The sequence below is a fragment of the Carbonicoccus niuqiaonis genome (genome assembly GCF_050157065.1).
In the GTDB taxonomy this organism is placed as follows: domain Bacteria; phylum Actinomycetota; class Actinomycetes; order Propionibacteriales; family Propionibacteriaceae; genus Avipropionibacterium.
Map to the genome: position 1 here is coordinate 3,076,864 of NZ_CP189573.1, position 20,062 is coordinate 3,096,925.

Here is a 20,062-nt window from a genome sequence, read left to right on the forward strand (position 1 = left end):
CGGGCCACTCGACGAGCTCGAGGGACGGAAAGGATCAGAACAGGATCATCGGTTCGTGTTCGGCGGGTGGCACCTGCGCCGCGACGGGCGTGCCGCCGAGCCCCAGCCACGCCAGGCCGGCGACCTGATCGGCGGTCGAGGCCAACGGCACCGCCGCGTGGACCCGCGTCCCGCTGGTGGTGAGCTGTGCCCACGCGCCGGCCGGGTCCATCGGTACGGCCCGGGTCCCGCCGGCAGGTAGCACGACGTCCTCGCTGACGAGCTCCGCACCGTCGGCACCTCGGACCACCACGGTGACGGTGGCCTCGGCGTCCCCGGCGTTGCTGACCACGAGCTCACCGGTGGTGTCGGACACCGCCGGCAAGGCGACCACGGACTGCTGGTTGATCGGTGTGGTGGCGACGGCCGTGGTCCGGTCGACGGCCATCCCGCCGGCCTCGGAGGTGGCCAGCACCGCCCCGGTGACCGGCACCGTCGAGGTGACCCGGAGCCCGGTCGCCTCACCGCCCAGTGCATCGGCCAGCGCGAGTCGGACGGTCCGGCCGGCGGGGACGTCGATCCGGTCGCCGCCCTCGGGGATGAACGGTCCGCCGGCGCCGAGCGCCTCCACCGTGGCGGTGGCGCTCCGCTCCCCCGGGTTGACCAGCACGATCTCGCGACCGCCCGGGCCACCGGGAACACCGGGGATGACCAGGTCGGTGGCCGGGGCGACGGTCGGGGCGACCCAGTCGATGCCGGCCGGTTCGGTGCCGGCGCGGTGGCGGTCGACCGCGACCACCGACACCCGGCCCGCGGTCGTGCGCACCTGGGCGGCGATCGGCGCCTCACCGTCCACCAGGCCCTCCAGGAAGATGGTGCGGGTGCCCTGCGGCGGGATCGACAACCCGGACGACCCCGGTGCCGCGATCGGCCCCTCCGGGCCACGGAACCGCACCTCGACCTCGGCGGCCTGGGTGTCGGGGTTGGCGACGACGAGCGCGGAGAACTGGCCGCCGCTGGCCCCGAGCCCGGCGAACCAGTGCTCGGTCGCGGGTTGGGCACAGGCCTGTGCGGCGAGGCCGCGGTCGACCCCGTCGGCGGTCCGGGTGGCGAGCGTCGCGGCGGCGGTGGTGGCCATCGCCCGTTCCCCGACGACGGCGTACGCGGCGGCCGGCACGTCCTCGCGAACGACGCCCTCGGCGGTCAGCTCGGCCACCACATCACGTCGGCCGAGCTGGGTGACCGCGAGCGAGCCGTCGCCCACCCCGGCAGCGGCCAACTGCAGCGACCGCTCGTCGTCACCGTCGACCGGGCACAGCCGGGTGGTGCGCGGGTCGACGGTGTCGCCGGCCACCGGCGGCGGCTGGGCCTCGACGGGAACGAGGGTGCCGACCGCGACGACGAGCGCGGTCGCGACGATCGCGATCACCGGCAGCAGGATCCGCTGCTTGACCGTTGGGGTGCTCATCGCACGGCCTCCTCACCACGGGACCGGGCGGCACGCCGGGCCGACTGTACGGGGTCCTTCGACACACTGCGCCGCAGCGCCGGCACGGCCAGGAAGGCGACCACCACGGTGGCGGCCCCCTGGCCCGCGGCGATCCACCCGGTCTGTTGCGGTACCGCGGCGGGTGGGGTCAGCTGCGGCTCCCCGGTGACCCGCCAGATCCGACCGTCGGGTTGGACGGAGGCGACCCGCAGCCCGGGGGTGCCGTTGATCCGGGTGATCAGCTCCGGCGGTCCGACGACCTGGACGTGGGTGATCCCCAAGGCGTTGAGGTCGCCGGCCAGGGTCTCGTCGCCGGTGGCGGCGAGCAGGCGCGCGACGGCGGTGCGGGCCTGCTCCCGGCTGTCGACGTCGGCACCGGTGGTGAAGCCGCGTTCGGCGTCACCCATCCGCAGCCCGTCGCCGTCCACCAGCACGTACTGCGGTACGGGACCCTGCTGGTCGATCCGGAGGGCACGGGAGCCGGGCTGCCGGTTGAGCTCACCGGTGACGAAGGCCGGCATCCCCTGGTCCCGGGTGACGCGTCGGGTCGGATCGGAGCCGCCGTCGACGACCCACCACCCGACCCCGAGCAGGGTGACCACCAGCAGCACCACCGCCCCCAGCGCCACCAGCGGCTGGGCGATCGAGAAGTTGCGGCCCGCCATCGCCGCCGCGACCGGGTCGAGACCCATCGCGCCGACGAGCACGAGGGCACCCAGGGCCAGCAGCAGCAGTCCCCCGGCCCAGGGTCGGACGGGGGTGTCGGCGGGCGGTGCGAGCACGACGAACCGGGTGACGACGATCGCGGCGAGCAGTCCGGCGATCGCCACCAGCCAGCCGGCCCGGACGACCCCGGAGGTCGGACGGAGGAAGGTTGCGGCGAGCGCAACCACCCACACCACACCGACCACGACGGCGCCGAGCCACAGCGGCGGCAGGCCCTCGCCGGCCGGCCGGCCGAGCAGCAGCTGCCAGGCGGCGGGGGCGGCACCGGTGTCGAGGGCCGGGTCGGGAGCGAGCAGGAAACGCGCCGGGTGGGCGAACAGCTGCGGCCACCACGGCGCCAACAGCACCGCCGGGACGAGCAGTGCCAGCCCGATCCCCAGCCGACGACCCAGGTCTCGCCAGGCGAGCAGGCCGATCACGGCGGCCACCACGGCGAACCCGGCGAGCAACGGCTGGAAGGCGATGACCACGGTCAACGCGAGGCCGATCGCCAGCGCGGAGCGGCGCCGACCGGCGGTGTTGCCGCCACCATCGCGGGGGTGGACGAACGACCAGACCGCACTCCCCAGCAGCGGCAGCGCGAGCGCCAGGGCGGCCAGCACGAGCCGACCCTGGGTCGACCCGCCGAGCAGCACCGGGAGGATCGCGTACGTGACCCCGGCCCACAACCGGACCCGCCGGTCGGCGAGCAGCCGGCCCAACAACGGCCGGGCCGCGAGCAGCGTCAACGGCACCATGCCGAGCACCAGCAGCGAGGCGGCGACCCCGGGCCGACCGATGGTGAGGGTGGACACGACGCCGTACAGGCCGAGCCACGGTGGTCCGGGAAGGATGCCGTCGCCGCCGACGACCGGGGCCAGCCACTGGCCGAAGATGCCGGACAGGTCCGCCGGGGCGGGCAGCAGACCCGGCCCGGCGAGTGCCCCGGGCCGGAGCAGGGCGCGGCCGGCGATGATCGCCAGCACCCCCGTCGCCAGCCAGGCCACCAGGTAGGCCGACTGCCACGGTCGGCGGGTGTCGGCACCGTGGCCGGAGAAGTCGTCGCCGGTCAGGTCGTCGATCCCGGTGTCGGAGACGTCCTCGTCCGGGCGACGACGGTCGGCCAGGTTGGCCCCGGCCGCGTCGACGAGCCGCCGGACCCCGGCGAACGGCCCCGGCCGCAACGCCCGTGTCCGGCGACGGGTCGCCGCCGTGCCGTGGGCGCCCGCGATCCTGGTACGGATCTCGCCGGTCCGACGGCCACCGGCCAGGTAGCGACGGACGGCCGCGAGCTCGTCACCGGCCCGGTCCGGGGCCTTGCCGAGCATGAAGCCGAGTGCCCGCAGCAGGCAGCCGAGCACCAGCCGGATCGGCGTGACCACCCGGCCCACGCCGCGGGCGTGTGCGCTCACCAGCTGCATCCCGTACGCCCGGTCGGCCGCCGCGGCGTCCTCACTGCCGGGTCGCAGCCCGGCCAGCCCCGTCTGCCGGTGGGCGATCCGGGCCGTCGGCACCGCGATCGCGGTGTGGCCGGCGAGGCCGGCCCGCCAGCCGAGGTCGACCCCGTCGCGGTGGCCCGGGAGGGCGGGGGTGAACCCGCCCAGCTGGTCGAACACGTCGCGGCGGACGAGCATCCCGCAGGTCGAGGCGCCCAGCACCTCGGCCACCTGGTCGTGCTGCCCCTGGTCGATCTCACCGGGGTCGACGTGCACCTCGCGGCGGCCCGACCGGGCCACCGAGGCGCCGAGTTCGGAGACCCGGGCCGGTTCCTGTCGGGTCCGAGGCTGGACCAGCTTCGGACCGGCGATCGCAGCCCCGGCGGTGAGGGCGGCGGCCAGCAACTCCTGCAGGGCATCGGGTTCGGGGACGGCGTCGTCGTGCAGCAACCACACCCAGTCGTGGCGAGGCCCCGCTTCCGATGCCTCCGACTCCGATGCCGCCGACTCCGCGGTGGCCGGGAGCGCATCGGTCCCACGCTCCCGCGGGAGCGTGTCGTCGTCGACGTCGCCGCCCGCGCGGTCCCCCGGACGCAGGGTGTCGTCGTCGAGGTCGGCTGCGAGGTCGGCCAACCCGGCGGCGACGGCGGCACCGAAGCCGTCGGCTCCGGTCCGCACCACCTGCCACCCCGGACGGTTCGCCGCGGCGGCCTCGAACAGGTCGGTGGTCGCGTCGGTGGATCCGGCGTCCACCAGCACCACCCGGTCGGGGTGCAGCCGCAGGGCGGCCAATCCGGTGAGGGCCTCGGGCAACCACTCCGCGCCGTCGTGGGCGACCAGCACCGCGGTCACGTCCTGGCCCGAGAGGTCGGGCGACTCGTCGTCGGCGACCTCGTCCACCCAGGCCCAGTCCGCCTCGTCGACCACGCGGTTGCTCAGGTCCAGGTTCAGGCTGTCGCCGTCGTCGGACCCGGTCAGGTCAGTCATGGATGCGGTGTTCCTCCGAGGTTGCCGACCGGCTGTTGCGCGGTGGCGCGTGTTCGTACGCACATGTTCGTCGTACGCAGGCGGTTCGTCGTGCGATGGTCGTCGCCCGGCGGCCGGTCGTACCCGGCCGCGAGCCCCCTCACTGTAATGGCCCGGCCCAACGGCGGTCGACGTGAGCGGACCTCGCACCGCCCTACCAGCGGCCACACCGGCCGGCTCCGCTGCTGCTGCCCGGGTCGAGTGTGGGGGCAGTCAGGGGCGAGCCGGCCGGGGGCTGAGGTCAGGTCGTGCCGGGTGCGGACCCGCGACGAACACTCCGGGACCGCTGCCCGATTCGCCAGACGGCTCTGCACCCGGGGCGGCGCGGTGTCGGCGCCGGGGCGTGCCCGGACGCACGACCGCTCCGGCCCCTCGATCACGCGCTCAGACGGCGCGCTTCTTCAACTTCCGCCGCTCGCGCTCCGACAGTCCGCCCCAGATTCCGAAGCGTTCGTCGTTGCCGAGGGCGTACTCCAGGCACTCGGCCCGGACCTCGCACGAGAGGCAGACCTTCTTGGCCTCTCGTGTCGAGCCACCCTTCTCGGGGAAGAACGCCTCGGGATCGGTCTGGGCACACAGGGCCCGTTCCTGCCAGCCCAGGACTCCCTCATCCTCACCGACGATCATCAGCTCGTGCATGCTGTCTCCTCGACCCAGTAGTACGGTGCAGCAGCCACTGCCTCTACTTACATGGGTGAAATTACAGTCCTGTCAATACCCAAAAGTCAAGTGCTGGCGTGATATGCGTCGAGGCTCCGCCCCGAAAAGGTGACTCGCGGGTAACCTCCCGCGAGCCCGATGGCGATGGGTTCAGCCGCCGTACGACCCCGAGCTGGGCGGCCACTGGCGTGGCTGCGCGATCCGGGTGTAGTCCTCGGCATCGGCCGACGACTGCGAGCTCGGCGGCGCCGAGTGCTCGTACGGCCCTGCCGCCCCGGGCTGGTTCGGCTGCGACGGGTTCGCAGGCGGCTGGTGCGACCGGGACGTCCCGTACCCGGACCCCAGGGTGGGGTGCTGCGGCGGCTGCGCCACCTGCGGGCCGGGCTGTTGCGGGACGCCGGGCTGCGGCGGGAGCGACCCGGGCGTCGAGGTGTGCGGGGGCAGGCTGGCGGGTGTCCACCCCTGCTGGGCACCGGCCCACCCCGAGGCCGAGGCGCCCGAGGCCGCCTGCTGGGCGCTGCCCCACATGGCCCCCTGTTGCGGGTCCCCCTGCCAGCCGGGCTGCCCCGGCTGCGGCTGCGTGGCGACCGGCTGGCCGGCCCCCGGGACGAGGCTCTGCGGACTCAGCGTGCTGCCCGCCGGCGGCAGCGAGTGGTACTCCTCGGAGGTGTCGGGGGTGTGCTGCCAGATCCGGTGGAGGGCGATCACGCAGCCGACCACGATGGCCAGCCCGGCAAGGTGCATCAGGAAACCGAGCACCAGGGTCAGCCCACCCCGTTGGTTCATCGAGGCGAGACCCGCCATCCCCAGCAGGGCCGACAGCGCGCCGAGCACCCCCACCACGATCAGCCCGGTCAGCGCGACCTTCCGCGCCGACGGGGTCCGTGGCAGCACCAACGTGCACGACATCACCACCAGCAGCACCAGCACCGCGCTGTACCACGGCATCAGCGACTCGGCGCGAATCTGGGCGGCACCGAGGAATCCGCCCTCCCGGCCGGAGGCGACGAGCATGGCGATGAGTTGCAGTACGCCGATGGCACCCACCGCGACGATCACCAGGATCGCCAACGGCTGACGCAGCGCCTTCAAGCTGTCCATCTGGGACTCCTCCTCCCGGCGCACAACACCGGGACCGTCTCCATTCTATCGGCGCCATCCGGCCACCGCGGGATGGGACGCGGCCCGGGTGCGCCCGGCTCCGTCCGGCCTCGAGACAGGTCGTGCCGGGCGGCAGCCCGTCCGTTGTGCGAACGTCGGTTCGACCTGAGAGGATCGTGCGATGCAGGTGGTGGTGCTGGCCGGCGGAGTCGGCGGATCGAAGTTCGTACGGGGGGTGCTGGCGGCCCTGCCGACGGCCGAGGTGACGGTGATCGGCAACACGGCCGACGACATCACCGTGCACGGACTGCGGGTCTGCCCCGACCTCGACACGATGATGTACGCGCTGGGGGGCGGGATCTCGACCGAGCGTGGCTGGGGTCGCGACGACGAGACGTTCGCCACGATCACCGAGCTGCGGTCGTACGGCGTCGAGCCGACCTGGTTCGGTCTCGGCGACAAGGACCTGGCGACCCACCTGGTGCGCACCCAGCTGTGGAACGCCGGGGTGTCGCTCACCGACATCACCGCGGCGCTGGCGACCCGCTGGTTGCCCGACCGGGTCCGACTGCTGCCGATGACCGACGCCCGCGTCGAGACCCACGTCGTGGTGGCCGACCCCGACGCCCCGTCGGGACGGCGGTCGCTGCACTTCCAGGAGTACTGGGTGCGACTGCACGCCGAGCCCACCGCACTGGCCACCGTGCAGGTCGGCATCGAGCAGGCCAGGCCGACCCAGGCCGTCCGCGACGCGGTGTCGGACGCCGACGTGATCCTGGTGGCGCCGAGCAACCCGGTGGTGTCGATCGGGCCGATCCTGGCGGTTCCGGGGATGCGCGAGGACCTGACCTCGGCCGCGGCCCCGGTGATCGGCTTCTCCGGCATCATCGGCAACCGTCCGGTGCTCGGCATGGCAGACAAGCTGATCCCCACCCTGGGGATCGACTGCACGGCCGAAGCGGTCGGTCGCCACTACGGATTCGTCGACGACACGAGCTTCACCGACGACACCGGCGACAGGGCCGGACTGTTGGACGGCTGGCTGGTCGACCAGGCCGATGCCGACGCCGCAGCCCGGCTCGTCGCCGAAGGACTCCCGACCCTGGCGACCCCGTTGCTGATGACCGATCCGGAGTCCACGGCCCGATTCGTCCGGGAGGCGATCGACCACTTCGGGCCCGGCTGCGACGTCGACCATCCCGCCGGCCAACCCCGTCAGCTCGCATGATCACCGTCTTCGCACCGGCCGGGATCGGTGAGGTCACCCAGGCCACCGACCTCGCCGCCACCATCGTCGAGGCGATCACCGCCGACCCGGACGGACCGCTGCAGGACGGGGACGTCCTCGTCGTCACCAGCAAGATCATCAGCAAGCACGAGGGGATGGAGCACCCCGAAGGGGCCAAGCCCGAGCTCCGACGACGGGAGACGGTCCGTACGGTGGCCCGCCGGCTCGGCTTCGCCATCGTCGCCACCAGGCACGGCCTGGTCCAGGCCGCGGCCGGCATCGACGCGTCGAACGTGACCCCGGGCACGATCCTGGCGTTGCCGGTTGACCCCGATCTCTCGGCCCGCCGGTTGCGGGCGGCGATCACGGAACGTACCGGGGCTCGGATCGGCATCGTCGTTTCCGACACCGCCGGTCGGGCCTGGCGGCTCGGCCAGACCGACCACGCGATCGGGGCGGCCGGGCTGATGGTGATGGTCGACCACAACGGCGACACCGACCCGTACGGCAACCCGCTGCGGGTCACGCTCACCGCGGTGGCCGACGAACTCGCCGCCGCCGCGGACCTGGTCAAGGGCAAGCTGACCGGCCGACCCGTCGCGGTCGTCCGTGGCCTGTCCCACCTGGTGGCCGCCGCGGACGAGCCGGGCGGTACGGCCCGTGACCTGGTGCGCCCACTGGCCGACGACCTGTTCCGGCTGGGCAGTCGGGAATCGGTCCTGCTGGCGGTGCTGGAGACCTGTGGTGCAGACCACCGCTACGAAGAGCTCGTCGAACTGGACGACCCCGCGGCGGTGGTCGACGCACTCGGGCTCGAGGGTGACCGGGCCCGGTGGGTCGAGGCGCTGCTGCGGTCCGCCGGCCGGTGGAGCAGCTGACCGCAGGTAGACTCCGCGTTCGTGCCCACGGCCCGCCCGGTGGCGGATCGGCGCACGACGACGACTCGGACCATCGACGACTCACCCGACCAGGAGGACACGTGGCGCGCTCGAACCGTGGCCAGAAGCGGACCCCGAAGTCCAGCCGGCCCAGCCGACGCAACGAGCCCACCCCGGCCGACGATCTGACCGACGAGGTCGACGCCGACGAGACCGCGGGCGAGGTCGACGCCGACGAGGAGTTCGTCGAGTACGACCCCGACGCCGAGGACCACGACGAGGAAGACCTCGACGACGAAGACGAGTTGGACGACGAGGACGACGAGGACCTCGACGACGAGTTGGACGACGACGAGCTGGACGACGACGAGGACGAGGTGCCCCCGGCGAAGAGCTCGGGGACTCGAGACGCCACCAAGCCCAAGAAGCAGAAGCAGACCCGCAAGCAGCGCACCCGCGGGGCCACCAGCCCGCTCGGCACCCCGCTGAGCGGTGGCAAGCAGACCAAGGCCGGCAGCCGACGTCAACGGTTGGCCTCCCTCGAGGCCCGGCAGAAGGCCCAACAGCGCAAGAAGACCGTCGGACTGGTCGCGCTGTGCGTCGTGCTGGCGTTGGCGATCATGGCGTGGCCGCTCTACCTGTACGTGAACGATGCGATCATGCGGGCGACACCACGCGTCGAGATCGGCGTGCCGGCGGCCGAGGCCGGATGCCTGCCGGACGAGGAGAATCCCGCCACCGGCAACCAGGAGCACGTACCCGACGGCACGGTGGTCCCCTACCCGCGGCTGCCACCGGACTCGGGATCCCACTACAACAACTGGGCGGAGTTCGGCCAGACGTTCTACGACGTCTCCGACCGGCCGGCGGTGGAGAACCTGGTCCACAACCTCGAGCACGGCTACACGATCCTGTGGTACTCCTCGGACACGATCTCCGACGGGGATCGACGGGCCCTGGAGACGCTGGCCGCGACCTTCAACGGCTCGGACCCGACGACCAACAAGTTCATCGCCGCACCGTGGAGCGAGCAGAACGACGGCGGCGCCTTCCCGGGCGACACCGAGATCATCCTGACCCGCTGGGTGGCCGATCCGGAGAACCCGACCGACGTGACGAAGCAGTTCGGCGTCCGTCGCGGCTGCGCGCGCGTCTCGGGTGAAGTGGTCATCAACTTCATGGAGCAGTACCCGCAGCAGAACTCACCCGAACCCAACGGCGGCTGACCGGCGGGCCGGTACCGAGCTGACCGCCGCGAGGTCAGGGCTCGCGGCGGGCCGGGTCAGCTGTAGGCGGTGCCGACCCGTTCGGTGACCTCACCGACCAGCGACTTGATCTGCTCGGCCGCGGTCATCGGGCAGACCAGGGTGACGTCGGGGGTGGTGACGATGATCATGTCCTCACAGCCCAGGGTCGCGACCAGGTGGTCGGCCCCGGCCCGGTTGATCACCAGGCTGTTCGCCGTCTGGTGTGCCACGGTCCGCCCTTCGATCGCGTTGCCCGCGTCGTCGGTGGCCAGATGCTCTGCCAGGGCAGGAAAGCCGCCCACGTCGTACCACCGGATCGGGAGCGCGACCGCGACGATGTGGGCGGTGCCGCGGCCCTGCGAGACGGGCTCCATGATCGCGTAGTCGACAGAGATCTTGGGCAGCTTGGGGTACAGTCCGGCCAGCTTCGCCGGCGCCGCGGCCAGCTCGGTGACGATCTCGTACGACTCCGGCACCAACTCTTCGAGCTGCCGCAGCAACACCGCGGCCCGCCACACGAACATCCCGGAGTTCCACCAGTGGTCGCCGCCGGCCAGGTACTCCTCGGCCGTGGCCCGGTCGGGCTTCTCCTTGAACTCCAGCACCGCACAGGCGCTGTCGTGCCCCGGGACGGGTTCCCCCTTGTGCAAGTAGCCGTACCCGGTGTGCGGCGAGGTGGGCAGCACCCCGAAGGTGACCAGCACCTCCTCCGACGTCTCGGCGACCTCGAACGCCTCGACCAGGGCAGCCCGGAACGCGTCGACGGGTTCGATGATCTGGTCGGCGCTGACCTGGGCAACCACGGCGTCGGGATCCTTGGCGGCGAGCACGGCCGCCGGCCAGGCGACGGCGTTCAGCGAGTCACGCCCCACCGGCTCGCCGAGCAGGTTCTCCGGTGGCAACTCGGGCAACTGCTCTGCCACCACGTCGGCGTACCCGGCTCCGGTGCAGACCAGGATCTGCTCGGCGGGCACCAGTCCGGCGACCCGCTCGTACGCCATCCGCAGCAGGCTGGTGCCGCCGACGAGTTCGAGCAGCTGCTTGGGCATTCCCTGCCTGGACAGCGGCCACAGACGGGTACCGGAACCACCGGCCATGATCACCACGTAGCGCATTCGGTCACTGTAGCCCGATGACAGCGCGTGGAGCCCGTGATCAGTTGCTGGTGTCCCGCTTCGAGGGACGGGAACTCGTGTCGTCCCGACGAGCTCGACGGGCGTGTCGGTCGTCCCCCGGGATCACGCCCGGCACCGGCCGTGGGGTCCGTTCCAGCTCGTCCCGTTCGGCGCCGCGGACGCCGACCCAGAAGCCCGCTCCCCAGGCCAGGTGCATGATCGCGTACACCATCGGCAACCGGACCCGGGCCGCCGGCGACAGTGGGCGGGGCAGCAACGAGCCGAGGGTGACGCCGGCCAGGTAGGTCAGCGGAACGAGCAGCCCGAGCTTGGGCCACCTGTCCGCCAGCAGACCCACCAGGCCGACCAGCCCGCCGATCCCGATCGCCCCCACCGCGGCCGGTGGGGCCAGGTAGCGCAGGCTGGCGGTCTCGGGGTAGCGGCGGATCACTTCGCGGCGCCACTTGCCCGTCAGGTAGAACTGCCGGAACAACGCGGCGGGGGTGGAGCGTGGGTAGTACGTGACGCGCAGCTTCGGGGAGAACCAGATGGTGCCGCCGGCCTCTCGGAGGCGGTGGTTCAGCTCCCAGTCCTGGGCCCGCGTCATCGACTCGTCGAACCCGCCGACCGCCCGCAGCGCCTCGGCCCGGAACACCCCGAGGAACACCGTGTCGGCCTCCCCTTCCGGCGAGTCGGGGTGGTGGAAGGCGGCCCCGCCCAGACCCAGCCGGGTGGTGTAGGCACACGCGGCCGCTTCCTGGAACGGCGTTGTACCGCGGGCGTCCATCACCCCGCCGACGTTCACCGCCCCGGTCCGCTCCAGCAGCTCGACCGCGGTCGTCAGGTAGTCGGCGGTGAGCTCCCCGTGACCGTCGACGCGGACGATGATGTCGTGCGCCGACGCCGCGATCGCGAGGTTGAGGCCGTACGGGGTGCGTCCGACCGGGTTGTCGACGACCCGCACCTGCGGGTGTGTGGCAGCCAGGTCGGCGGCGAGCTCGGACGTCCGGTCGGTGCTCGGTGCCACCGCGATGATCAACTCGATCTCGCCCGGATATCGCTGTGCCAGCACCTGTTCCACCGCCCGTACGAGGTGAGGCTCCTCGTTGCGGACCGGCATGATCACGCTGAGGCCCGGCCACTCGGCCCGGCCACCGGCCGCGGGCTCCGTCGGGCCGGTGGCGGCGTGGCGGGGTTCGGTCATGGCGCCCATTGTGCCGGTCGCGGTTGTGGGTCGCGGCCGACGGGGCTCGCCGTCATCGGGCCCGACACAGTGAGCCGAGGTCCTCCACCTGGGTCCGGGCCTCGGTGCTGGCACCACCACTCGGCCGGCCGCCACCGCCGGATCCCTCACCGGACCCGGACGTGGTCGAGGCGCCCGCCGTCGGACTGGCGGGCGGGCGGCTGGCCGGCGGGGCCGATGGGCCGGTCGATGATGCGGCCGGCGCTGGTGGCCTGGTGTCGGACGGCTCGGTGTCGGACGGCTCGGTGTCGGACGGCTCGGGGGTCGGCGCGTTGTCCTTCGCCTCCGAGGCGGCGATCTCGTCGGCCACCACCTGACGCATCTTGGCGAAGTCGGGGCTGCCGGGATAGATCAGCGGCGGCACGAACGACACGCTGCCGATCTTGTGTTCACGTGCCTTGAGCGCCAGGTCGACCAGTGCGCCGGTCTCCGAACGCGGCACGTCGGTCGCCATGATCTGCTTGCCTGCTTGCGAGATCTGCTGGAACCGGGCCAACACCGTGACCGGGTCCAACTGGTTGAGCATCGCGTTCATCACGCACTTCTGCCGCTCCATCCGCTCGAAGTCGTTGGAACCCTCACGTGACCGCGCGAACCACAACGCGTCGTGGCCGTCGAGGTGGACGTTCTCCCCCGGTTCGATCCAGCCGGTGATCGGCGAACTGCCACCGCCGATCGGCACCCGCTTGGTGATGTCGAGGTTGATCCCACCGACAGCATCGATCAAGGACTCGAAGCCCTGCAGGTCGACCATCGCGTAGTAGTTGATCTTCAGCCCGGTGAGGTGTTCGACCGCCTCCTTGGTGGCCTGGGCCCCCGGGTCGGCCACCCCGGGCCACAGCTCGGGGTGTTCGCTGGCCCAGGTGTAGATCCCGTTCAGCATGCAGCCGTGGTCCTCGCAGGTGAACCCGTCCGGGAAGTGCTCGTACATCGGACTGGTCTCCGGGAACGGGACGTCCTCCATGTTGCGCGGGAGGCTGAACAGCACCGTACGCCCGGTGTCGGCGTCGATGCTGGCGAGCGTGATCGAGTCGGGTCGCAACCCGACCCGGTTGGCTCCGGCGTCACCGCCCAACAACAGCACGTTGATCCGACCATGATCAGCCTCGGTCTCGCCGCCCCCGGCGAAGACGTGGCCCATCACGTCCTGCTGTGCCGACACCGCGCGGGCGCCTCCGATCGATCCCGACAGCACGGTGATCACCAAGGCCAGCGAGAGCAGCGCGTAGCCGGGTCGGTGCTGCCGCGCCAGTTCACCCGGCCGACCCAGCCGCCACGCGTCGAGGAACAGGAACGCCCAGCCGACACCGACGACCACCAGGGCCACCTGGGCGAACGACGACAGCCACCCGGAGGTGAGCACCCGCAGTGCCAGCTCACGCTGGAACACCAGCAGCAGTGCGAGCACCCCGGCCAGCGCCCACAGCAAACCCCAGACCCGCAGCGCGATCCGCCCGACCGCGCGGTTGCCGGTGGCCAGTTGCACCGAACCGGGCAGCACCAGCGTCATCCCCAGACAGGTGAGCCCCCGCCGCAACTTCACCCGGGCCGCCGCGGCCGCCGCTCGGGACGGCCCGGCAGCGGCCCCCGATGGCGTGGTCGGCACCCGGGACGGCTGGGAGCGCGCACGGTCGGTCACGATGGGCCTTTCGAACGAAGACGGGGAAGATGCCGGCGACCCAGGCCGTGGCCACCGGACGTACGCCAGTATGGGCAGCGCCGGGGCGTCACCGCATCCCGCCACGCCGCCGGGTGCTGACACGGTCGCCGATCGCCCCCGGACCGATGGATGCCGAGGACCGAGGACGGGACGGGGTTCGGCCACGACGCCGCTGGGCCCTGCTCGCTACATTGGGCCACATGGCAGGCCGTGACGACGATCTCGACTGGTTGTACCGCAAGGAGCGGTCACAACCGGCGCAGCCCGAGGGAACCCGGGTGTTCTCCCCCGAGGAGCTGGCCGAGTTGCGGCGTCAGTCGGAGGAGTCTGGCCAACGTGGCACCCGGGCCCAACAGGCCCACGCCGCGCAGCAGGAGCAGCGCCGGGTGAAGCCGGCGCCGGCACCACCACCTCAGCCCCCGCCGAAGCGTCCCCGACGCCGTGGCAGCGGGGTGCGCCGGTTCTTCGGCGGGTTCGTGTTGGTGCTCGCCGCCCTCATCGCGTACCTGCTGATCGTCCCGCTGATCGCGTGGAGCTCGGTCGAACACGCCGACGATCAACCGCCGGGCGAGCGCCCCGGTGAGCAACCCGGCCGGACGTACCTGTTGGTCGGTTCGGATTCGCGCGAGGGCCTGAGCGAGGAGGAGCGCAAGAAGCTCGGCACCGGTGACGCCGAGGGACAACGGACCGATACGATCATGGTCCTGTTCGTCCCGCCCGGCGGCAAGCCAGCCCTGATCTCGATCCCCCGCGACTCCTACGTCGCCATTCCCGGTCACGGTCAGAACAAGATCAACGCCGCGTACGCCTTCGGCGGGCCCGAGCTACTCACCCAGACCGTCGAACAGGCCACCGGCCTGCGGATCGACCACTACATGGAGATCGGCTTCGGCGGCTTCGTCAACGTGATCGACGCCGTCAACGGGATCGAGATGTGCGTCCCGCGCGACATCAAGGACGAGAAGTCCCACCTGGACGTGAAGAAGGGCTGCCAGACGATGGACGGCGTGACCGCGCTGGCCTACGTCCGGATGCGGTACGCCGACCCAGAAGGTGATCTTGGTCGAGTCAAGCGGCAGCGTGAGATGGTCGCCGCGGTGGCCGACAAGGTTGCTTCCCCGATGAACGTGATCAACCCGGTGCGCTACTGGAACCTCAACCACGCCGTCGCCGATTCCGTCCGACTCGGTGAGACGACCACCATGCTCGACCTCGTCCCGATGGGGCTGGCGGTGCCGAAGTTGACCGGCCCGGACGCACTCACCCTGACCGTGCCGATCGCGGGCAACGTCAGCACCAACGCCGGGGACGCCTTGGCCTGGGACGAGGAGAAGTGCGCCGACATGTTCGGCACCATCGCCCGCGGCAGTACCGAGGGCCTGGAACAGTACGCCAAGCCGTGATCCGGCCCGTCGCCGTCGCCAGCCGGGCAACTGGCCCGTCCCGTGGATAACATCGCTGCTGGTACCGATGTTTGAGGAGAGCAATGTCGAGCGGTAGCTTCCAGGTCAACACGAGCGCACTACAGCAGTACGTCAAGGGTCCGGTGGAGGGGCACCTGTCCGCCACCCGGCAAGGCGCTGCCAGCATGGCGCAGGCCACGGATTCGCGCAGTGAACTGCCCGAGGTCCTCAGTGAGGTCTCGGCCAAGATCGACAGCTCGTTGGCCGAGCTGAGCCGGGCGATGGACGACGTGCTGCGCAGCATCGAGGGCCACGGGGCCAAGGTCGAGATGGCCGCCCTACTGTACGAGCGGACCGAGCAGTCCAACGAGACACAGACCCAAGCGGTCCAGACCGACCTGGCCGGAGGCGTCTGACATGGGTGCGGTACAGGAATCCGGCATCATCGGCATCCTCGAAGCCATCGACAAGGCGTTGTCGGTGTTCGGTCTCAGCAACCCGCTGTACGACGCGGTGATGCAGGCTGACTACGACCAGGCACCCAGTGAACGGCAGTTGCAGGCGGCACAGCAGGGCAGCTCGATCGCCGAGGCGTCCCTGCAGCAGTACCGCGGCTCCGAGGTGAGCCAGGCCGACTGGGTGGGCGAGGCGCGGAAGGGGATGGACAAGGACAAGGAGTGCAACCTCACCTTCGAGGAGACTCTTCTCGACTGCTACCTGGCCCTGATCGAGATCGTGCTGCAGGTGCTGGACTACCTGATCGACCTGTTGCGGATCATCATCGCGATCGTCGTCGCGGTGTGCACGGCCATCGTTGCCATTGCGGCGGCCGCCGTGGCACTCTCGGTGATCACCGCCGGTGGCAGCCTCGCGGCCGGCTTCGCCGCGGCCGGCGCCGCCATCGGCGCCGGGGTGCTGGGAACCATCGGCACCATCGCAGCCCTGGGGGCGGTGGCCAGCGCCGTGCTGTGGTTGTTGAACATGCTCGTCGAGGCATTGCACGAGGCCACCTACAACGCCCGCCAGGACGGCTGCCTCAGCGGCAAGCCGGCCCTGCCGGACTGGGATCCCGAGATTCCCGCCCTGCCGTCCTGATCGCGCCCCGTCGAGCCCGTCAGCACACCCGTCGAGCTCGTCAGCAAGCCCGTCAAGCCTGTCGAGGCGCCCTCGACAACGCACGCCCACACCGAGCCACTGTGAAAGAATGACGACATGACGAGTTCTGCCGGAGAAGAGGCCCGAGCGGCCAGTGAGTCGGAGGCGGCTCGCAAGCTCGCCGAGATCCAGGCCGCCGTGGCAGCCGCCCCGAACACGGTCCTCACCAGTGAGGACAAGGAGGTCGAGGTCGAGCTCACCGCCGAACTGGTCGTCACGCGGGTGACCCTGCGCGCCACGGCGACACGGGACCGGCAGAAGCTCGAGGACAGCCTGGTCCAGGTGTTCACCGATGCAATTCGGCAGGCCCAGGAGAGCAATCCGGCCCAGCAGATGGCCAAGGACGCCATGGGCGGCGACATGGCCACCTTCCAGAAGACGATGTCCGAGATCCAGGGGGAGATGGAGGCCAAGAGCCAGGCCGCCCGCGCCCACTTCGACGAGATGGGTCGGCGGCTGCAGGCCATCCGGCAGCAGCAGCGCCCGCCACGGTCCTGACCACCGTGGCCCCCCTGCGTGACATTCGCATCCTGCCGGTCCGGCTGGTCGCCGCAGCGGGTGTCGCCTTCATCGGCCTGCTGATGATCAACTTCGCGATCCGGGAGGCCGACGCGACGATCTGGATCGCTGCCGCCGTCCTGATGTTCGCGATCGCCGTCGCCCAGGTGGTCGCCGCGCGGCAGGTGGTCGAAGCGGATGCCGAAGGCATCCGTACCCACCAGCTCGGAAATTCATGGCAGCTGGCGTGGGGCGACATCGAGACCTTGCAGGTGAGACCGGCGATGGTGCGGTGCCGTACGGCCAGCGGGCTGTGGCGGATCTGTCGCCCCCGGAACGCGGTCGTGGACCAGCTGCTCACGATGGCCGACGACCGGGTCGTTGTTCAGGACCTGCGCCTGCCCGACCGCCCGGCAGGTAACCCGTGAGGTTCGACCACACCGACCGTCGGGCCAGGTTCACGGCCTTCCTCGCGGGCGGTGCCGCCGTCCTGTGCCTCCTCTCGATCGCGCTGTCGGTCGCGGGCGTGTCGTCGCCGATGTCACCGCTGCTGGCGGTCCCGGCCGCGGTGGTGCTGGGTGCGCTGGCCGTGGTGTCGGCGCTCACGATGAACGTGGGCGTCTCGATCAACGAGTCCGGCGTCACTCGCTCGGTTCCGTTGCTGGGTTGGCAGTTGCGATGGGACGAGATCACCGCGATGGCAATCGTGCAGCTCGGTGAGGAACAGGAGCTACGGGTCTGGGCCGGCACCGACCCACGGCCCAAGCTCGTCATGATCAACGCCGAGCAGGCCGCCTGGCTGCGCGAGCACCAGCCTGCGCCGCTGGCCCGGAAGAACGGTCCGGACGAACTGCGCTGATCGGTTCCGAGGGGCTCGGTCAGGCTACGCGCTCCAGGTCTGCCTGCACGACCTGATGGTGCAGGGGCGCGCCTCGGCCGTACCGACAGATCTCGTCGATCATCAGTGCACCGAGCCGGTGGACCTCCGACCCGAGGGCGCCCGCCACGTGCGGGGTGACCTGCACGTTCGGCAGCGTGAACAGGACCGAGTCGGCCGGTAGCGGCTCCGGGTCGGTGACGTCGAGCACAGCCCAGATCCTGCCGGACAGCAGTTCTGCGGTGAGGGCCGCCGTGTCGAGCAGACTCGGCCGTGCCGTGTTGATCAAGGTCGCACCGTCGCGCATCAGGGCCAGCTCGGCCGCCCCGACCAGTCCCCGGGTGCTCGGCAGTGCGGGCGCGTGCACCGAGACGATGTCGGAACGGCGCATCAACTCCGAGAGCCCGACGAGCTCGACCTGATGACGCCGCGCATCCTGCGCGGTGGCGTACGGATCGTGCACCAGCACGGTGTGGTCGAACATCCGCATCAGGTCGGCGACGCGTCGCCCGACCCGGGACAGACCAATCAGGCCGACGGTCTTGTCGAGGTTCGAACTGGTCGGGTGTTGCCGGTGCACCTCGCCCTTGTCACCCCCGGACTCGCGGTACATCCCTGCCATCGACCGGACCTGCTTGCCGGCGTACAGGATCGAGGCCAGGGTGAACTCCGCGACCGGGATGGCATTGGCATCGGCAGCCGAGCACACGACCAGCTCGCGGTCCCAGACCGCCGGGGTCACCACGGCACGGACCGAACCGGCCGCGTGGAACACCGCGCGCAGGTGTGGCGCCTGTGCGAGCACCTGCTCGGTCAGCAGGTCACTCCCCCAGCCGGTGACGACGATCTCGGCGTCATGGAGGGCACCGCGCCCCTCGTCGGAGTCGAAGGCCGAGATCACGGCCGGCCCGGGTGCCGCCGTGATCCGCGCCAGTTCAGCCGACGACCCGGCGGTGAACAACCGAGCGCGGGTGTGCGGTGGCAGGCACATCACGGCACGGGGCAGGGTCGTCATCGAGGCATCCTCCAACAGGTGGGTGCGGCCATGCTGACACAGGCGTGAATCACCCTGCAACCTTTCGAGCGCAGTGACCCGATGGGAGTGACGGTGACCGTCAGCGGGGTGCCGGCGCCGGTCCGGTGGACTCGCGGACCACCAGCCGGGGATCGATGCGGATCCGACGGCCGGGTCCGGGGTCGTCGGTGGACAGCAGGGTCAGCAGTTGCTGGGCCGCGACGAAACCGACGGCCTCCCGCGACGGTGACACCGCAGTCAGCGGCGGCTTCAGGTGCTCGGCCATCTCGTCGTCGTAGCTGATCAACGACACGTCGCCGGGGACCCTGACCCCGAGCGCTCGCAGCGCCCGCAGGACACGGGCCGCCATCGCATCGTTCATGCACAACAGCCCGGTCACCCCGGCGGCCAGCAGCTCCGCAGCCGCCTCGCCCGGCTCGCGGTCGATCCAGGCCAGGTCGGTGTCGGAATCGGTGTTGAGGCCGAGGTCCCGGACTGCCATCCGCCAGCCCTCGACGACCCGCCTCATCGGGTCGGTCCGGTCGTGCACCGACACCAGACCGATCCGGCGATGGCCCAGCTGCTGGAGGTGCCACAGGGCCGCGTGGACGCCGGCCTCGTGGGCGGTGGAGACCGAGCGGACCCCGGGCAGCTCCAGGCCGCGGTACTCCCGCTCCACCAGCACGATCGGGCGTCGCAGCCGCCCCACCCAGGACCACGTGTCATCAGGCCCGTCGTGGCCGACGGTGGGAGTCAGCAGCATGCCGTCAACCTCGGTGTCGAGCAGCGTGTCGACCGCCTCCCGCACGTCGGCGGACTGATAGCCGGAAATGCTCAGCACCAGCCGGGCACCGGCGAGTTCGCAGGCCCGCCGTGCCCCGGCGATGATCGGCCCGTAGTAGTACAGCGACTCCGGGGCCTGCAGCCCGAGCACCAGACCCGGTTGCGGTGTCATGAACTCCAGGCTGCGCTCGACGCCGGCCAGGTCTCGCGCCCGTTCGACCAGCGTCGCGCCGCCGTGGACCTTGCTGACCGTGCCCCGACGTGCGAGCTCGTCGATGTCGCGCCAGATCGTGGCCCGGGAACTCTGCAACAGGGAGGCCAGGTCGGACACCTTCACCGAACCGCCCTGCTGCAGCGCACGGACGATCCGCTGGTGGCGTTCTTCCTTCAGCATGTGCGCCCCTCGCTTGTGCATGGTCGAAGTTGTGCATGGTCGCGGTGTGCACGGTCGCGGTGTGCATGGTTGAGCCGGCCCCGTACGGTCGCCGCCGGTGGCTGGTGTCGTGAGCGAGTCTCCCACCACGACTCCCTCGGCAAGCGCCATCCCATGGGTTGTAGAAACGT

17 protein-coding genes and 1 pseudogene are annotated in these 20,062 nt (G+C 71.3%); 9 read left to right on the forward strand and 9 right to left on the reverse strand.

Annotated elements, in window-relative coordinates; genetic code table 11:
• Positions 1 to 34: 34 nt before the first annotated feature.
• From ACQBAU_RS14095 to ACQBAU_RS14110, 4 genes are all read right to left on the reverse strand, one after another.
• Positions 35 to 1,447, reverse strand: a complete 1,413-nt coding sequence (locus ACQBAU_RS14095; protein ID WP_465255973.1) for a DUF5719 family protein — start codon at positions 1,445 to 1,447, stop codon at positions 35 to 37.
• Positions 1,444 to 4,596: a glycosyltransferase gene (locus tag ACQBAU_RS14100; RefSeq protein WP_465255974.1), complete on the reverse strand. Its 3,153-nt coding sequence runs from the start codon at positions 4,594 to 4,596 to the stop codon at positions 1,444 to 1,446. The genes ACQBAU_RS14095 and ACQBAU_RS14100 overlap by 4 nt, the downstream gene beginning before the upstream one ends.
• Positions 4,597 to 5,019: 423 nt before the next feature.
• A complete protein-coding gene (locus ACQBAU_RS14105) occupies positions 5,020 to 5,274 on the reverse strand; it encodes a WhiB family transcriptional regulator (RefSeq protein WP_434548412.1) in 255 nt (84 codons plus the stop codon).
• A 171-nt stretch (positions 5,275 to 5,445) separates the two neighbouring features.
• Complete coding sequence (locus ACQBAU_RS14110) at positions 5,446 to 6,396, reverse strand: hypothetical protein (RefSeq protein WP_465255975.1); 951 nt, start codon at positions 6,394 to 6,396, stop codon at positions 5,446 to 5,448.
• Between the two features lie 181 nt (positions 6,397 to 6,577).
• On the opposite strand from ACQBAU_RS14110, the gene cofD reads away from it, so the two are divergent.
• The 3 genes from cofD to ACQBAU_RS14125 all read left to right on the forward strand — a co-directional run bounded on the left by cofD (position 6,578) and on the right by ACQBAU_RS14125 (position 9,728).
• The gene (gene cofD / locus ACQBAU_RS14115) at positions 6,578 to 7,624 is read left to right on the forward strand and encodes a 2-phospho-L-lactate transferase (RefSeq protein WP_465255976.1); all 1,047 of its coding nucleotides are present in this window, start codon (positions 6,578 to 6,580) and stop codon (positions 7,622 to 7,624) included.
• The gene (gene cofE / locus ACQBAU_RS14120) at positions 7,621 to 8,502 is read left to right on the forward strand and encodes a coenzyme F420-0:L-glutamate ligase (protein WP_465255977.1); all 882 of its coding nucleotides are present in this window, start codon (positions 7,621 to 7,623) and stop codon (positions 8,500 to 8,502) included. The genes cofD and cofE overlap by 4 nt, the downstream gene beginning before the upstream one ends.
• A 101-nt stretch (positions 8,503 to 8,603) precedes the next feature.
• Positions 8,604 to 9,728, forward strand: a complete 1,125-nt coding sequence (locus ACQBAU_RS14125; protein WP_465255978.1) for a DUF3105 domain-containing protein — start codon at positions 8,604 to 8,606, stop codon at positions 9,726 to 9,728.
• Between the two features lie 56 nt (positions 9,729 to 9,784).
• Here the strand turns inward: ACQBAU_RS14125 and ACQBAU_RS14130 are convergent, their stop codons facing one another.
• From ACQBAU_RS14130 to ACQBAU_RS14140, 3 genes and pseudogenes are all read right to left on the reverse strand, one after another.
• On the reverse strand, positions 9,785 to 10,864 hold the full coding sequence (locus ACQBAU_RS14130; protein ID WP_465255979.1) for a mannose-1-phosphate guanylyltransferase: 1,080 nt from the start codon (positions 10,862 to 10,864) through the stop codon (positions 9,785 to 9,787).
• A gap of 160 nt (positions 10,865 to 11,024) precedes the next feature.
• Positions 11,025 to 11,984 (reverse strand): annotated as a pseudogene (locus ACQBAU_RS14135) (glycosyltransferase family 2 protein); the annotation flags it as partial.
• Between the two features lie 136 nt (positions 11,985 to 12,120).
• Complete coding sequence (locus ACQBAU_RS14140; protein WP_465255980.1) at positions 12,121 to 13,746, reverse strand: LCP family protein; 1,626 nt, start codon at positions 13,744 to 13,746, stop codon at positions 12,121 to 12,123.
• 221 nt (positions 13,747 to 13,967) lie between these two features.
• On the opposite strand from ACQBAU_RS14140, the gene ACQBAU_RS14145 reads away from it, so the two are divergent.
• From ACQBAU_RS14145 to ACQBAU_RS14170, 6 genes are all read left to right on the forward strand, one after another.
• Positions 13,968 to 15,170 (forward strand): LCP family protein, encoded by a 1,203-nt coding sequence (locus ACQBAU_RS14145; RefSeq protein WP_465255981.1) that lies wholly within the window; start codon positions 13,968 to 13,970, stop codon positions 15,168 to 15,170.
• 83 nt (positions 15,171 to 15,253) lie between these two features.
• Entirely contained in the window at positions 15,254 to 15,586 is a 333-nt protein-coding gene (locus tag ACQBAU_RS14150; protein WP_465255982.1) for a hypothetical protein, read from the forward strand.
• A gap of 1 nt (position 15,587) precedes the next feature.
• The gene (locus ACQBAU_RS14155) at positions 15,588 to 16,265 is read left to right on the forward strand and encodes a hypothetical protein (RefSeq protein WP_465255983.1); all 678 of its coding nucleotides are present in this window, start codon (positions 15,588 to 15,590) and stop codon (positions 16,263 to 16,265) included.
• A gap of 117 nt (positions 16,266 to 16,382) precedes the next feature.
• Complete coding sequence (locus tag ACQBAU_RS14160; RefSeq protein WP_465255984.1) at positions 16,383 to 16,823, forward strand: hypothetical protein; 441 nt, start codon at positions 16,383 to 16,385, stop codon at positions 16,821 to 16,823.
• Between the two features lie 5 nt (positions 16,824 to 16,828).
• Positions 16,829 to 17,251, forward strand: coding sequence for a hypothetical protein (locus ACQBAU_RS14165; RefSeq protein ID WP_465255985.1), 423 nt, complete (start codon positions 16,829 to 16,831; stop codon positions 17,249 to 17,251).
• Positions 17,248 to 17,682 (forward strand): hypothetical protein, encoded by a 435-nt coding sequence (locus ACQBAU_RS14170; RefSeq protein ID WP_465255986.1) that lies wholly within the window; start codon positions 17,248 to 17,250, stop codon positions 17,680 to 17,682. Before ACQBAU_RS14165 ends, ACQBAU_RS14170 begins: the two co-directional genes overlap by 4 nt.
• Positions 17,683 to 17,701: 19 nt before the next feature.
• Here the strand turns inward: ACQBAU_RS14170 and ACQBAU_RS14175 are convergent, their stop codons facing one another.
• Positions 17,702 to 18,715, reverse strand: a complete 1,014-nt coding sequence (locus ACQBAU_RS14175; protein WP_465255987.1) for a hydroxyacid dehydrogenase — start codon at positions 18,713 to 18,715, stop codon at positions 17,702 to 17,704.
• Between the two features lie 100 nt (positions 18,716 to 18,815).
• Positions 18,816 to 19,892, reverse strand: a complete 1,077-nt coding sequence (locus ACQBAU_RS14180; RefSeq protein ID WP_465255988.1) for a LacI family DNA-binding transcriptional regulator — start codon at positions 19,890 to 19,892, stop codon at positions 18,816 to 18,818.
• Between the last annotated feature and the right edge of the window lie 170 nt (positions 19,893 to 20,062).

Excerpts from the sequence above, each read along its gene's own strand:
- ACQBAU_RS14095 (WP_465255973.1), bottom strand. The coding sequence starts at position 1,447 with ATGAGCACCCCAACGGTCAAGCAGCGGATCCTGCTGCCGGTGATCGCG.
- ACQBAU_RS14100 (WP_465255974.1), bottom strand. The coding sequence starts at position 4,596 with ATGACTGACCTGACCGGGTCCGACGACGGCGACAGCCTGAACCTGGAC.
- ACQBAU_RS14105 (WP_434548412.1), bottom strand. The coding sequence starts at position 5,274 with ATGCACGAGCTGATGATCGTCGGTGAGGATGAGGGAGTCCTGGGCTGG.
- ACQBAU_RS14110 (WP_465255975.1), bottom strand. The coding sequence starts at position 6,396 with ATGGACAGCTTGAAGGCGCTGCGTCAGCCGTTGGCGATCCTGGTGATC.
- cofD (WP_465255976.1), top strand. The coding sequence starts at position 6,578 with ATGCAGGTGGTGGTGCTGGCCGGCGGAGTCGGCGGATCGAAGTTCGTA.
- cofE (WP_465255977.1), top strand. The coding sequence starts at position 7,621 with ATGATCACCGTCTTCGCACCGGCCGGGATCGGTGAGGTCACCCAGGCC.
- ACQBAU_RS14130 (WP_465255979.1), bottom strand. The coding sequence starts at position 10,864 with ATGCGCTACGTGGTGATCATGGCCGGTGGTTCCGGTACCCGTCTGTGG.
- ACQBAU_RS14145 (WP_465255981.1), top strand. The coding sequence starts at position 13,968 with ATGGCAGGCCGTGACGACGATCTCGACTGGTTGTACCGCAAGGAGCGG.
- ACQBAU_RS14150 (WP_465255982.1), top strand. The coding sequence starts at position 15,254 with ATGTCGAGCGGTAGCTTCCAGGTCAACACGAGCGCACTACAGCAGTAC.
- ACQBAU_RS14155 (WP_465255983.1), top strand. The coding sequence starts at position 15,588 with ATGGGTGCGGTACAGGAATCCGGCATCATCGGCATCCTCGAAGCCATC.
- ACQBAU_RS14160 (WP_465255984.1), top strand. The coding sequence starts at position 16,383 with ATGACGAGTTCTGCCGGAGAAGAGGCCCGAGCGGCCAGTGAGTCGGAG.
- ACQBAU_RS14175 (WP_465255987.1), bottom strand. The coding sequence starts at position 18,715 with ATGACGACCCTGCCCCGTGCCGTGATGTGCCTGCCACCGCACACCCGC.
- ACQBAU_RS14180 (WP_465255988.1), bottom strand. The coding sequence starts at position 19,892 with ATGCTGAAGGAAGAACGCCACCAGCGGATCGTCCGTGCGCTGCAGCAG.